The organism is Caldifarcimen microaerophilum (genome assembly GCF_055387105.1).
In genome coordinates, this window is sequence record NZ_AP038914.1 from 463,598 (window position 1) to 477,113 (window position 13,516).

Here is a 13,516-nt window from a genome sequence, read left to right on the forward strand (position 1 = left end):
ATCAGGGACGCTCCACGGCCATGGCCACCGCTCCACCTCCACCCAGGCAGAGGGCGGCCACCCCTTTCCGGGCGTTGTGGCGTTTCATGGCATAAAGGAGGGTGACCAGGACCCGGGTTCCGCTCGCGCCGATGGGGTGCCCCAGGGCAATGGCCCCACCGTGCACGTTCACCTTGCTCCAGTCCAGTCCCAGTTCCTTCCCATCCGCAAGGATCTGCGCCGCAAAGGCCTCATTGATCTCAAAGAGGTCCACCTCGTCCAGCGTCCATCCCACCTGAGCAAGGAGCTTCCGGATGGCGTCAATGGGGGCAAAGAACAGCTCCTTCGGCTCCCGGAAGGCCGCCGCATATCCCCGGACGATCCCCTGGACCTCCACACCGTATTCCTTCACCGCATCTTCTGAAAGCGCCAGAATGGCCGCCGCACCGTCCGAAAGGGGCGGCGCGTTCCCGGCGGTCACGGTGCCGTCTTTTTCAAAGGCGGGCGGGAGTTTGGCGAGTTTCTCCAGGCTGGTATCCCGACGCGGGGTTTCGTCCGTATCCACCACAACGGTTCCCCTCTTCCGGTCCTCATAGGTCACCGGAAGGATCTCGTCCTTGAAAGCCCCTTCGTCGATGGCCCGGATGGCTTTCTGATGGCTTTCCAGCGCAAACCGATCCTGTTCCTCTCTCGAAATTCCGGCTTTTCGGGCGGTGTATTCAGCCAGATTCCCCATGTGGACGTCGTTGAAGGCACACCACAGACCGTCGTGAAGCATGAGGTCCTTGAACTCCACATGGCCGTATTTCACGCCGCCCCGGAGCCAGGCCGCATGGGGGGCATGGGTCATGGATTCCATCCCGCCTGCAAGCACCACCCGGGCGTCTCCGGCTTTGATGGCCTGGGCGGCAAGCATCACCGCCTTGAGCCCGGAACCACACACCTTGTTGACGGTGAAAGCCGGGATGGTGGGCGGGAGACCGGCCTTCACGGCAGCGATCCGGCCAGGACTCTGACCGTTCCCCGCCTGGATCACGTTGCCAACGATCACCTCGTCCAGCCGATCTTCCGGAATCCCCGCCCGGCGGACGGCTTCCCGAAGAACCAGGGCACCGAGATCCGTGGCCCGAAAACGCGACAGATTCCCGAGAATTTTTCCGATGGGGGTTCGCACGCCCCCGGCAAGATAAACGTTCATGCTTCTTCCTCCTCGGGTGAAACGCTCAGAACCTGTCCCTGTGTTCCCGAATCATACACAATCCTTCCCCGTTCAATCCGGAGGAGACGCTTGCTTTCCACCTGGGGGAGAAGGGTATAGTTGTGGGTGGCCATCACGACGGTGACCCCCTGAAAATGCACGTCTTTCAGAATCTCCAGAATTTCATGGGCGGTGGAAGGATCCAGGTTCCCGGTGGGCTCGTCGGCAAGCAGAAGAATGGGATCCCGGACAATCGCCCGAGCCAGGGCCACCCGCTGACGCTCACCCCCGGAGAGCTCGTGGGGATAATGATTCATGCGGGAAATGAGCCCCAGATCGGTGAGCACCTCCCGAACCTTCTCCCGGACCCGTGCACCCCGATAGCCCATTACCTCAAGGGCGACGGCCACGTTTTCAAACACCGTTCGGTCCGAAAGGAGACGAAAATCCTGGAACACCACCCCGATGCGGCGACGAAGTTCCAGAATGTCCTTTCGGGATATGGACGAGGAGTTGTATTCCAGCACCTGGACAAATCCTTCGTCCGGAAGGAGATCAAAATAGATGTGGCGCAGAAACGTGGTTTTCCCCGATCCCGTGGGTCCCAGGAGAAACACAAACTCCCCTTTTTCGATGGAAACGGTCACATGATCCAGCGCCTTCCAGGAACCATACGACGTGGAAACGTCATAAAAGAGCACGATCTCTTTCATCGAACCACCCAGACTGTGGTGGGCGCGTCCCTGAGCACGCGTTCTGTGGTGGTGCCCAGGATGGTTTCCACAAGCCCCCGGGGCCCCCGTTTCGGAGCCATGATCACCTTGGCAGGATGGAGTTCTTTGATCTTGTGGAGGATCTCCACGCTGGCCTGACCGAAGGCGATCTCATGGGGTACATCAAAGGGCTTGAGGAGCTCCTGGGCCCGCTTCCGGGCTTCTTCCGCGAGCATCCGGGCCTTTTCCTCGTCCCTCAGTTTGGGAAGCACGGTGAAGGTGAGCACCCTTGCCCCCGTATGCCGGGCAAGGTCCACCGCCACCTCCACGGCTTTGAGGGAAGGTTCGGAAAGGGCGAGGGGAACGAGGTAGAGGGGTGTCTTCTTCTGCTCCTCGGCTCCCCGGCGGACCACCAGGACGGACACCGGTGCCTCCCGGGCCACCCGGAGGGCGGTCCCCCCCACCAGGATACGCTCCAGAATGTTGTATTTGTGGGCCCCCAGCACGATGAGATCGGCCCCGGTCTTTTGCTGAACCTCCAGGATCTCCACGGCGGGGAACCCCACCCGGAACTCGGTCTCCACCTCAAGATCCGGTGCCACACGGCGGATTTTTTCCAGAATCTGCTCCATTTCCCGCCGGGCTTCCCGCTCCTGCTCGTCCATAAATCCGGCCGTGTAAAAATCAAACCCGGAACCGAGTTCAAAGGGGATCTCCACCGGCCGGATGACATGAAGAAGGGTGAGGCGGGAACGGTAATACCGGGCGAGTTCCAGCGCCTTTTCAAGAACCATCCCCGTCGCCGGGGTGAAATCCACACCAACCAGAATATGGGACCACATGGGCCACCTCCCTCAGAACAAACGATAGGCCGTCAGAACCAGCGTGTTCACGAGAAAGATTTTCAAAAAGAGTATGCCCAGAAGCACGAACAGGGGGGACAGGTCCAGCATCCCCACCACCGCAAAGGGAACGGTGCGGCGAACAAACCGGAAGACGGGTTCGGTGACGGATCGGATGGCCTGGACGATGGGGTTGTAGGGGTCTGCATTCACCCAGGAGAGGATCACGGCGATGATCACCACCCAGGTGTACACATCCAGCACCACCCCGATCACCTTCGCAATCGCGAGGAGCAACTGACCGATCACGTACATGGATTCCCCCTGTGCCCTTTAAGGATACTCCAAAGGCCACAGCCCTTCAAGCCTTCAAGGGCGGAAGAAGAACCTCCGGAGATACGTCCGAAGGAAAGGGACACACCCCAGATTCAGGATGGCGGTTCTCTCAATACCGCCATTTTCCCGGTCTTCAGGGGTCCACGATCCTCGCTGGATCCCCAGGGCCGTGCCCTGCGGCCCACCGGACAAGATCACTTCCCCTCCCGCCCCATGCGTATCCCCATGTCCGTGTATGCCTTCCGTGCAAATCCCGGTTTCGCGTCCATCTCCCGCAATTCTCAGCGGGTTCGCAAAAGGGAGGGGAAATTGCGCGCGTAACACAACAAAGAACCCACCATCCACCACGGCGGCAGCACACCGTCCCGATCCTGGTGGTCAGAAACCGGTATACTGGCCCGTACAGGAGTTGTACCGGGCCTGCCAGTTCCTCCGGCGAATCTCCCGGTGCTCTCCCCGGAGTTCAAACCCCTCGCTCCCATCCGGACAGGTGATCCGTCGATACCGGAGAGTCACCCCCCGGCTGACGCTCACGGCGTTGTTCAGGACCTCCCCCCGTCGTCCCCGGAGACCGCACACCGCCGGACCAGGGCCGCACCGCCGTCCTCCCACAAACCGCCGGGGATAGTGATCATATTGCTCTGCAAAAGCCATGACGGCGGCCACGGCGTTGCGAAGGTCGCTGCGAACGGCATTCCGATAGGCGGACTGGCGGTAGCGGGAAAACACCGGGAGGGCAATGGCCGCCAGGACGGCCACAATGGCCACCACCACCAGGATCTCCACCAGGGTAAATCCTCGGATGTTCTTCATGTGAAAACTCTTACAGCCCGGTCTTTGAACGTTCAAGAGAGGGAATTCCGGGGACAGTTTCGGGGGTGGGGTCCCATTTCGGGACGGTGACGGTTGACAGACCACAGGTTATCGCCTATATTTAATGCTGATGAAAGACCGCAGGATCAGGGTTCTCATCGCGAAACCTGGGCTGGATGGCCACGATCGGGGGGCCAAGGTGGTGGCACGGGCCCTCCGGGATGCAGGGATGGAGGTGATCTACACCGGTCTCCACAAAACGGCCGAGCAGATCGTGGAAGCCGCCCTTCAGGAGGATGTGGATGCCATCGGCGTGTCCATTCTCTCCGGAGCCCACATGACCTATTTCCCACGGATTCTCCGTCTCATGCAGGAAAAGGGGCTGGAGAACGTCCTTCTGTTCGGGGGCGGGATCATCCCGGAAGACGACGCCCGAAAACTGGAATCCATGGGCGTGGGCCGGATTTTCGGACCCGGAACGCCTCTCAAAGAGATCGTGGCCTATGTGCAGGAGTGGTACGAAAAGGTTCGCAAACCCTATCTTGAGGCCCTGGAGCGCGAACTCGAGCTGGGCTGATGGAGGAACGCACCCTGCCCCCGGGCGAACTCCTTTTCTCTGGTGAGATTCTTCACCAGCGCCTCCACACAAGCTATCTGGACCTTCCCCGTTATCTGGACTTCCTGAAAGCGGACCGGTTTTCCGGGCGGGTGGAGGTGGTGTTCGACGAGGTGAGTTTCGCGGTGGACTATTTCGACGGAACCTTTGTCCGGGCCTTTGAAGAGCATCGCACCCATCAGGGGCTGGAAGAAGGGCGAGAGGTGGTTCCGCTGGAATCGGAGGACGTGGCCCGGAAACGGATGCTGGATTTTCTGGAAGAGGGGATGGACGGGTGGGTGGACGCCACAAGCTACGATCCGGCGGTGTTTTCCGTGCTCGTCTCTCTCCACAAAGCGGAACCGGTGGTGATCGGCGTCCACGGAGAGGATTTTGACCTGGAGAGTTTTCTGAAAGAGGTGGAGCCCTCCGAGTTCTCCGGATTTCTGCGCAGTGAAGATCACCGTGTGTGGCTTTTTTTCCACGAGGGGCATCCCGTTCAGGCGTTTCTGGAGCGAACACCCGCAAAGGTGGAGGACGTCCTCCCCCTCCTCTCCCGGGCCACCTTTTCCATCTATTCCGTGGAGCGTGCCCTGCAAGAGGTGGAAATCCGCCACCACCGTGAGGTGGCCAACGAAATTCTGTCTGAGGCGTATGCCCAGCTCAACGATCTTCTCACTGCCGGCCTGCCTTATGGTGTGATCGAGGCCACCCAGGGGATGGAGCTCACCCTCCGGGAGGTGATGCGGGAGATGGCCGAGGAGTTTCCCTTTCTGGATCCACTGGTGGGGGTGGTTCAGGTGGAAGAGGGGAAAATCGTGCTCTCCAATCCCGAAAGTCGTTCCCTTGAGGAGGTGGTTCAGGCGGTGTGGAAAGCGCTGGATGAAGCCACCTCCCGGTTCATCCGGAAATACGAACTGGATCACCTTTCCGAGATGGCCCGGCAGATTCTGGAGGAGGCCCACACCCGGCTCCTCACCGTGCTTGGACTTGAGAGTCTCTCATGAGAAAAAAGATCGTTTTCGCCCTGGGTGTTCTGAACCTTGTTGTGGCCGGATCTTTTCTGGCCAACTATCTTCTCCTGGGGAGCGTGGCCACGAGCGTTCAGCGCATCGTGGTCCTTTCCCGCATTTCCTCGGGTGTGCCCACCGTCGCCTATGCGGCCGCCCAGCTCTTTTCCACCCGGGATGTTCGCTTCGCCGGTGACATCCAGCGAGAAATAGCCGTGATGGACTCCCTTCTCCAGGTTCTGCCGGACGAAGAGAAGAACCACCTTCTCCAGAGATTCCAGACCCTCCGTCAGGAGGTGGATTCCCTCCTCGCCGGGCTTCCCCACCGGATGCCCCGCAAGACGGTGTTCCAGAAACGTTACGCCCGGTTTACCCGGAACTCCCAACCCGTCATGCAGGACCTCCAGACGGCCACCCAAGCGGAGATCCAGGCTCTCAGCCGCCACATCCAGGTTCAGCGAACCCTGGCGTTTCTGCTGATGCTTCTCGCCCTCGCCGCCACCCTGATCCTCCCCTTCCTGGTGGTGCGGTGGGTGCTCCAGCCCCTGCACAGCCTCTCCATGGCCCTTCACCGGATCGGCCTGGGGGATCTGAAAACGCCGGTGGCGCTGCCGGACGATCCGGACCTTCGCCCCCTGTTTGAGCGGGTGGACGAACTCCGGAGAAACCTGGAAGAAACCCAGAAACGGCTCAGGAGAATGCATGGGGAACCTCGCGCTTGAGGGAGGGATCCCCGTCCGGGATCGCCTGCTTCCCTTCCACCGTCCCTGGATCACCCCGGAAGACGAAGCGGCGGTTCTCGCGTCCCTGCGTTCGGGCTGGCTCACCACCGGTCCTGCCGCCCGAGCCTTTCGGGAAGTGCTGGAGAAAGACCTGGATCGTGCCGTGGTCCTCACCAATTCCTGCACCTCCGCCCTGTTTCTCGCTCTCAAACTCGCGGGAATCCAGCCCGGTGACCGGGTTCTTCTTCCCAGCCTGACCTTTGCCGCCACGGCCTCCGTCGTCATTCATCACGGGGGCATCCCCGTGTTTGCAGACGTGGACGCCCGGACGGGCCTCCTCACACCCGAGATCATCGAAGATGCGCTGGAGCGCATGCCGGACATTCGGGGCCTCATCACGGTGGACTACGGGGGAAACCCTGTGGATTATGCGGCCATTCACGAGATCGTTCAGCGGCGTGGTCTTTTCTGGGTTTCCGATGCCGCCCACGCCCTGGGGAGCACCTATCGTGGAGAACCTGTGGGCCGGCACGCCCCTTTCACCGCATTCAGTTTTTATGCCACCAAAGTGGTCACCTCCGGCGAAGGCGGGGCCCTGGTTCTCCGGGATCCCGATCTCCGGGATCGAGCCGAACGCCTCACCCTTCACGGTCTTTCCCGCGAATCCTGGAGCCGGGCCCAGGGGCGTCTGCCCTATTATGAGGTTCAGGAACCCGGCTACAAGTTCAACCTCCCGGATCCCCTGGCAGCCCTGGGCCTGTCCCAGTACCGGAGGCTCCACCAGGGCACGGCCATGCGCCGCCACATGCTGGAAGTGTATCGCCAGGCCTTTGCCGATCTGCCCCTCCGATGGATCGAATCCCCTCCCCATGGTGAATCCAACGTCCATCTCGCTGTGGTGGTGCTGGATCTGGAAGCCCTACGGGAAAACCGCGACTGGATCATTCAGGCCCTCCGGGCGGAGGGGATTCAGACCAGCGTTCACTTTGTCCCCCTCCATGTCCATCCCGCCTTTCGCCCCTACCATGAAGCCCATCCCCTTCCCCTCCCCCACACCGAACATCTGGCACCGCGCCTTCTCTCTCTTCCCCTCTCCCCCGCCATGAGCCATCGGGACGTGGACGACGTGGTCCGTGCGGTGCGCAAGGTTCTTCAGGCCGTTCGTCGCTGATGCGCATCCTGATCACCGGAGGAACGGGCCAGCTCGGCAAGGCGCTCCACGCGTTCCTGGAAAGGGAGCGTCCGGCCTATGAGGTCCGGGCCCCCGGTCATCGAGATCTGGATGTGACGGACGAACGCGCCGTGCGGGAAACGCTGACTTCCTTTCGGCCGGACGTGGTGGTGCACCTCGCGGCCTGGACCGACGTGGACGGCTGCGAGCGCGATCCGGATCGTGCCCGAAAGGTCCATGTGGAGGGGACAACCCACGTGATTCGGGCAGCTGAGGCAATGGGATGCCGGGTGTGGATGGCCAGCACCGACTATGTGTTTGACGGGGAGAAAGGCCGCCCCTACGTGGAAGACGACCCCACCCATCCTCTCAACGTATACGGCGTCACCAAACTTGAAGCCGAGCGGGTTGCCCTGGCCTATCCCCGGGCCTGGGTGGTCCGCACGAGCTGGGTGTTCGGGGATGGGAACAACTTTGTGACCAAACTCCTTCGCTGGGCCCGTCAGGGTCGGCTTGAAATCGTGGCCGATCAGGTGGGAAGCCCCACCTTCACGGAGGATCTGGCTCCGGCCATCGTCCGGTTCTTTGAAGAGGATCTCCCTCCGGGCGTGTATCATCTCGCCAATTCGGGGGAAACCACCCGCTATGCGTGGGCGAAATCAATTCTTGAGGCCGCCGGATTGAACGTGCCCCTTCTGCCCGCCTGTTCCTCGGCCTTTCCCTCCCCGGCCCGGCGGCCCCGGTCCACGCCCCTTTTTCCCCGCCGCTGGCTTTCTCTGGGCCTTCCCTCTCTTCCTCCCTGGGACGAGGCCACCCGGCGATTTGTCCGCACCCTCCGCCCATGACCAACCGGGAACTTGAGACCTTCCTTCACTCGCTCCTCGGGGACGAATGGCCCCTGTTCCTCCAGTGGATGGAACGCTCCCTCAAACCCGTGATCCGCACCAACCTCCTCCGGATTTCCCCCGATCGCCTTCGCGCCCGCCTGGAAGCTCAGGGATTTGAACTTGAGCCCCTTCCCCTCCATGCCGGAATTTTCCGGGTGAAGGCCTGGCCCTTTCCCCTGGGGAACACCCTGGAGCATCACCTGGGGTATTTTTATGTGCAGTCCCTGGCCTCTCTTCTTCCGCCCCTCCTTCTCGCACCCCGGCCGGGTGAGCGGGTGCTGGATCTTGCCGCAGCCCCGGGCTCCAAGACCACCCAGATGAGCGAAATGATGGCCAACCGGGGCGTGATCGTGGCCAACGACATTGACCGCAAGCGCCTGCGGGCCCTGGCCAACAACGTGGACCGTATGGGGGCGCTCAACGTGGTGATCACCGAAATGGACGGGACTCGCTTTGGGACCACCCACACCGGTTTCTTCCACCGGGTTCTGCTGGACGCCCCTTGCTCGGCCCTGGGAACCCTCCACGAAAACCGGGAAATTCTCCGCTGGTGGGGGTTTTCCAAAGTGCGTCGCCTGGTGGGCCTCCAGAGAAAACTCATTCTCTCGGCGTGGGATGCCCTGATACCGGGCGGTGTTCTGGTGTATTCCACCTGCACCCTGACGCCGGATGAGAACGAAGAGATCGTGGCCCATCTCCTTGCCTCCCGGGAAGGGGTGGAGATTCTGCCTCTGCCCGAACGTCCGGGCATCCGGTTCCGCCCCGGTCTCACCCGCTGGCGGGACCGGACCTACCCCGAGGTTCTCGCCCGAACTGGACGGCTTCTGCCCTTTGAAAACGACACGGAGGGGTTTTTCCTGGCGCTTATCCGCAAGCCTGACTGATCAGAACATGTGTCCCAGGGCAAAGATCACCTGAGGCTTTCCGGTCGGAAGGGCCTCCGCCACATCCAGGCGGACGGGCACGGCCAGACTGTGGAGACGGAACCCCAGCCCCAGGCTGTGACGAACCTTTTCCTGGAGGGGCCACCGGTGATCCAGCACCCCCATGTCCCAGAACACCGCAGCCCCCAGAGGAACGCGGATCCCGAAGATCCGGATCCCCCGACCCCGCACCCGGACCTCCAGGTTGGCGTTTCCCAGGAGGGTTCCATAGCGGAAATCGCTTCCTTCCACCCGATAGGACCCCACCCCATTGAGGGGGTATCCCCGCAGGCTTCCGTCCCCCCCGAGGGTAAACAGGTCCACCAGGGCAATGGTGGAGGGGTCCGGAAGCCCCCAGAAGCTTCCTCCCCGCAGACGGACTGCAAGGGTCACGTCCCGTCCGGGATGGAGGTAGGCCCTCAGGTCCAGCACCGATCGCTCAAACGTGTGATTTCCCTGCAGAATCCCGCCCGCGTGGGTGTGCCCCAGAAAGACCCACAATCCTTCCCTCGGATCCAGCGGCTGATCCCGACCCTCGTAGGTGAGGGTCTGCTCCAGGGTGTTGGTGATTCCGGCCTGGCCGGTGAAGTTTTTGCGCCAGCTCAGGGTGGTCCGGGAAAAAAGCCGGCGATGCCAGGTTTTCTCGAGGCTCCAGGACAGGGAGATCTCCCGGGTCAGCCGATCCACATCCAGAAGATACACGGCCTGGAGATTGCTGGACAGGTTGAGCCCGAAAAAAAAAGGTTCCCGATAGGAGAGGGCAACCCGCTCATAACTCAGGCGATCCAGCTGACTGAACCGGATGGAACCGGTGGCCTCCACCTCCACTTCCTGGGCGTTTCCGAAGAGATTCCGGTGCCCCCCTCCCGCCAGGCCTTCCAGCCGGTCGGGGGACTGGAAACCCGTGCCCATCCGAACAAACCGCGGACTTCGTTCCTGCACCTCGAACACCAGGCGAAGGAACAGGGTGTCGGAAACCCTGCGGAGGGTGTCATGACGATACGCCGCCGACTGCACCACCCGCATGCGATAGAGATTGGCCAGGGCTTCCTCCAGGCTGGATTGCCGAAAGGGTTCCGGTGGATGGAGGCCGGTGGCACGGCGAATTCGGCGGACAGACAGCCCCCCATCGGTGATGGCCTGAACTTCCTGGATGATCACAAAGGGTCCGCTTTTCAGCCGGTAGCGCAGCACCACCCGGGCGCTTTCCCCCTTTTCGATGGCGCGTTCCAGGGTGGCAAAGGGATAGCCGCGATCCTGATAGAACCGCACGATTTCTCGTTCCCTCCGGCTCAGCATGTCCAGGTCCAGGGGTGTGCCGGGCGTCACAAGACGCGCCAGACGGGACGGGTCCACAAGCGGCCCCGCATCCTCCACCACCACCTCCTGGATCCGGTATCGGGGGCCCTCCTTCACCAGAAACCGCACCGCCTTTCCCCTTTCCACATCCTCCACCTCAAATCGGATGGACACGTCCAGAAACCCCTTTTCCCGATACAGATCCTCCATCGTCCAGGCCGCCCGGGTCAGGAGGGGTCGGCGAAACACCTCGCCCCGGGAAAGTCCCGTGACCGTCAGAAGTTCCCGATCACTGAAAAAACGATTGCCCTCCACCGTGAAGGAAACCAGGGGGACGGCGATCAGGAAGCCCAGAAAACCCATACCGGATCTCCTTCGGCCAGGCCGAGACGGTCCCGGGCACTTCCGTTGCGCACGCTGATCTCCAGTTCACCGCACGAACCGACGAGGGCCAGGAGTTCACCCTCCGGGACCTCGCCATAGGTTCGAACCAGGGGAACCCAGACCTTGCCGGCCTGGATCCGCACCCGTCTGCCCCGCAACCAGTCCCCGGGAATGTTGGTGATCAGGTTCCCGAAATGATCCACGGCCACCACCTCGCCCCGGATCCCGTCCGGGCGCAGTTCGGGACGGCGCGGATCCAGCCACACCAGATCCTCCGGATCCACCGGCTCGCCCAGGTCATGGGGATGGGCCCCCGCGAGCAGTCGGGCGGCCGCCGGAGCAAACACGTCCCTCCCGTGAAAGGTGGACGAGGCGTCCGAAGGAACGGGCAGGGCGCTCACCGCGGTGAGTTCCCCCCGGAAGGGTGTGATCACCCCATTGTCGGGGGCCACCCCCCGGGAACCATCCCGGAGGAGAAAGGCCAGGGCCCGCCGCGCAGTGCCCACACCGGGATCCACCACGATGAGCCAGGTGGCCTCCGGAGGGGCATACGCCCGGCTGCACCGGATCATCCGCACGGCCACACCGATGTTCTGAGGGGGCACACCGTGGGAGAGATCCACGAAATTCACCCCCAGATCGGGAGAAACCTCCCGGAGCACCACGAGCTTCATCACCCCCACATAGGGGTCCATCAGTCCAAAGTCGGTGAGAAGGATGAGGGCTCGGGAAGGCATCACAGTCCCTGTCCGCAAACCGATCGGGCTCGCTCAAGGGAGGCGTACACCAGATAGCTCCGGAACACCCGACGGACATAGTTGCGCGTTTCCCGGAACCCGATCCACTCCGCCCAGAGCAGGGGGTCCTCTGCCGGGATGGCAAGCCATCGCCGGGCGTGTCTTTCCCCCGCGTTATACCCGGCCAGGGCCGCAAACACATGGGGGAACGCTTTAAGAAGACCGGAAAGGTAACGGACACCCACCCGGATATTGGTCTCCGGATCGGTGAGGTTCACGGGTTTCCCCACCACCCTTTCCGCCGTATAGGGCATGATCTGCATGAGCCCCACCGCTCCTGCAGGGGAAATCGCCCGGGGATCAAAATGGCTTTCCTCTCGCATGATGGCCCACACCAGGGCGGGATCCACCCCCAGTGCCGGAGCCACCTCGCACACCACACGCCGGTAGGGCCGGGGAAACAAATAGGGAAGCATGCCTTCCCAGTCTCCGGTGCGTGTCGCATACCGGAAGGCCCACCGGAGGGCGAGGGGGGTGTGTCCCCACCGGGAGGCCTCCCTCACGAGATCCTTGAGGGCCTGAGCCGGAAGGGTGTCCGGAAGCCACCAGGTCTCGCCGAGACGGGCAGCCCAGAGCCACGACGGGTCCACCACCGGCGGGGGGTCCAGCACAAGGGGAGAAACCAGGGTGTCCTCTTCGACATCCGCCCACCAGTAATAAGAATACCAGGCCGGATATTCTTCCACCTGACGTCCCGTGCGCCGGAGCCAGAAGGACGCCTGCTCTTCCAGGAACCGGTCGGTGGCCCAGGATCGGGCGCGGGCGAACCAGGTCTGGGCGGTTGCGGTGTCCCCCCGGGTGAGGGTGACGATGCCCAGCTGAAAGGCGAGGTCTCCACTCCGAAACCGGCGCGCCAAGGGCGCCACGTCCCGGTATCGCTCCGGATGCCGGAAAAGGTAATGGGCGGTGAGGTGGGCAGCATAGTCCGTGTAGCGGGCGGAGCGTCGCTGAAGAAGGTCCCGCAGGATGGAGGGATAATGGGGAGTCCCGGCGTAATAGGCGGCGATCAGAGCCTGAAAGGTTCGCTCGGGGGAAAGTTTCCGGAAGGCACGGCGGTAACGCCGGTACACCTCCAGCGCCCGCCGATACCGGTCGGCCCGGTAATAGGCCAGAAACCGCGCCTCCACCTCCCGTGAAGTTCGGGGAATTCGGATTTTCCGAAGGACGTCCCGAAATCGCCGCCGGGCCAGAAGATAGGCCAGATGGGCTTCCCTGGAGGGCCGGTATTGCCCCACCGCCCGCTCGGCCCATGAAGATTCCGGAAACCGCAAAAGGAGGCTGTCCCACCATCGGGAACGCCGGGCAGGATCCATCACACCCCGCCAGAAAAGCGCCGCCGCCGGGAGAAAACGCTCCATATCCGAGAGAAGGGCAAACAGGAGGGCGGTGTCCCCCGCCTCTTCGGCGAGACGCACCATATCCGGGAGGTGGGTCCTTCGCCTTGTCGGGGGAAGATCTTCATAAAATGCCAGGGCATCCCAGGGCCGGTCGGTTCGCAGAAAAACCTGCACCAGCCGGTCCTTCGCCCACAGGTCAAGGGAGGCGTCGTGGAGAAAAGGGCGCACCAGGGGAACGGCCTGGTCCGGGGCCAGATCCAGCAGGGCATCTGCCAGGAGAAGGCTCTCGGCACGGGTCCGGGGTGGGGAAAGGAGGACCCGGAGGGATTCGTTCCAGCCCAGATGCCGGAAGGACACCGCCCGGACCCAGCGGTGGAGGGGGAGGGTGTCCTCCACCGCAAGTCGCGCGGCTTCCTGAAACATGCGATCCTGAAAGGCAGCCAGCGCCGTCCAGGCAAAGAAAAAGGCAATCATCACCGAGATTATAGGCATTTTCCCCCGTCCCATCAA

Annotated in this window: 14 protein-coding genes; 6 read left to right on the plus strand and 8 right to left on the minus strand. The window is 62.5% G+C overall.

Translation table 11 applies throughout. The features are described 5' to 3' along the window. Nucleotide 1 precedes the first annotated feature (1 nt). From AC6HU3_RS02170 to AC6HU3_RS02190, 5 genes are all read right to left on the minus strand, one after another. Complete coding sequence (locus tag AC6HU3_RS02170) at nucleotides 2-1,177, minus strand: acetyl-CoA C-acetyltransferase (RefSeq protein WP_497474270.1); 1,176 nt, start codon at nucleotides 1,175-1,177, stop codon at nucleotides 2-4. Beyond that, nucleotides 1,174-1,890: a cell division ATP-binding protein FtsE gene (locus AC6HU3_RS02175; protein ID WP_497474272.1), complete on the minus strand. Its 717-nt coding sequence runs from the start codon at nucleotides 1,888-1,890 to the stop codon at nucleotides 1,174-1,176. Before AC6HU3_RS02175 ends, AC6HU3_RS02170 begins: the two co-directional genes overlap by 4 nt. Then, nucleotides 1,887-2,732 carry a universal stress protein gene (locus AC6HU3_RS02180; protein ID WP_497474274.1) on the minus strand — a complete coding sequence of 282 codons (846 nt, stop codon included), beginning with the start codon at nucleotides 2,730-2,732 and terminating at the stop codon, nucleotides 1,887-1,889. Before AC6HU3_RS02180 ends, AC6HU3_RS02175 begins: the two co-directional genes overlap by 4 nt. Nucleotides 2,733-2,744: 12 nt before the next feature. After that, the gene (locus tag AC6HU3_RS02185; protein WP_497474275.1) at nucleotides 2,745-3,047 is read right to left on the minus strand and encodes a YggT family protein; all 303 of its coding nucleotides are present in this window, start codon (nucleotides 3,045-3,047) and stop codon (nucleotides 2,745-2,747) included. 399 nt (nucleotides 3,048-3,446) lie between these two features. Next, nucleotides 3,447-3,881: a prepilin-type N-terminal cleavage/methylation domain-containing protein gene (locus AC6HU3_RS02190; RefSeq protein WP_497474277.1), complete on the minus strand. Its 435-nt coding sequence runs from the start codon at nucleotides 3,879-3,881 to the stop codon at nucleotides 3,447-3,449. Between the two features lie 130 nt (nucleotides 3,882-4,011). Here AC6HU3_RS02190 and AC6HU3_RS02195 point away from each other — a divergent pair, with 130 nt between their 5' ends. From AC6HU3_RS02195 to AC6HU3_RS02220, 6 genes are read left to right on the plus strand one after another with little or no spacing between them, the layout of a single operon-like run. After that, nucleotides 4,012-4,458 carry a cobalamin B12-binding domain-containing protein gene (locus tag AC6HU3_RS02195; protein WP_497474279.1) on the plus strand — a complete coding sequence of 149 codons (447 nt, stop codon included), beginning with the start codon at nucleotides 4,012-4,014 and terminating at the stop codon, nucleotides 4,456-4,458. Next, nucleotides 4,458-5,483 carry a hypothetical protein gene (locus tag AC6HU3_RS02200; RefSeq protein ID WP_497474281.1) on the plus strand — a complete coding sequence of 342 codons (1,026 nt, stop codon included), beginning with the start codon at nucleotides 4,458-4,460 and terminating at the stop codon, nucleotides 5,481-5,483. Before AC6HU3_RS02195 ends, AC6HU3_RS02200 begins: the two co-directional genes overlap by 1 nt. Further along, nucleotides 5,480-6,208, plus strand: a complete 729-nt coding sequence (locus AC6HU3_RS02205; RefSeq protein ID WP_497474282.1) for a HAMP domain-containing protein — start codon at nucleotides 5,480-5,482, stop codon at nucleotides 6,206-6,208. Before AC6HU3_RS02200 ends, AC6HU3_RS02205 begins: the two co-directional genes overlap by 4 nt. After that, the gene (locus AC6HU3_RS02210; protein ID WP_497474284.1) at nucleotides 6,189-7,379 is read left to right on the plus strand and encodes a DegT/DnrJ/EryC1/StrS family aminotransferase; all 1,191 of its coding nucleotides are present in this window, start codon (nucleotides 6,189-6,191) and stop codon (nucleotides 7,377-7,379) included. Before AC6HU3_RS02205 ends, AC6HU3_RS02210 begins: the two co-directional genes overlap by 20 nt. Then, a complete protein-coding gene (gene rfbD, locus AC6HU3_RS02215; RefSeq protein WP_497474286.1) occupies nucleotides 7,379-8,224 on the plus strand; it encodes a dTDP-4-dehydrorhamnose reductase in 846 nt (281 codons plus the stop codon). The genes AC6HU3_RS02210 and rfbD overlap by 1 nt, the downstream gene beginning before the upstream one ends. Further along, complete coding sequence (locus tag AC6HU3_RS02220) at nucleotides 8,221-9,150, plus strand: NOL1/NOP2/sun family putative RNA methylase (RefSeq protein WP_497474287.1); 930 nt, start codon at nucleotides 8,221-8,223, stop codon at nucleotides 9,148-9,150. Before rfbD ends, AC6HU3_RS02220 begins: the two co-directional genes overlap by 4 nt. Here the strand turns inward: AC6HU3_RS02220 and AC6HU3_RS02225 are convergent, their stop codons facing one another. From AC6HU3_RS02225 to AC6HU3_RS02235, 3 genes are read right to left on the minus strand one after another with little or no spacing between them, the layout of a single operon-like run. Then, entirely contained in the window at nucleotides 9,151-10,851 is a 1,701-nt protein-coding gene (locus tag AC6HU3_RS02225) for a BamA/OMP85 family outer membrane protein (protein ID WP_497474289.1), read from the minus strand. Further along, entirely contained in the window at nucleotides 10,830-11,609 is a 780-nt protein-coding gene (locus tag AC6HU3_RS02230; RefSeq protein WP_497474291.1) for an SAM hydrolase/SAM-dependent halogenase family protein, read from the minus strand. Before AC6HU3_RS02230 ends, AC6HU3_RS02225 begins: the two co-directional genes overlap by 22 nt. After that, nucleotides 11,609-13,480: a lytic transglycosylase domain-containing protein gene (locus AC6HU3_RS02235; RefSeq protein ID WP_497474292.1), complete on the minus strand. Its 1,872-nt coding sequence runs from the start codon at nucleotides 13,478-13,480 to the stop codon at nucleotides 11,609-11,611. The genes AC6HU3_RS02230 and AC6HU3_RS02235 overlap by 1 nt, the downstream gene beginning before the upstream one ends. Nucleotides 13,481-13,516 lie beyond the last annotated feature (36 nt).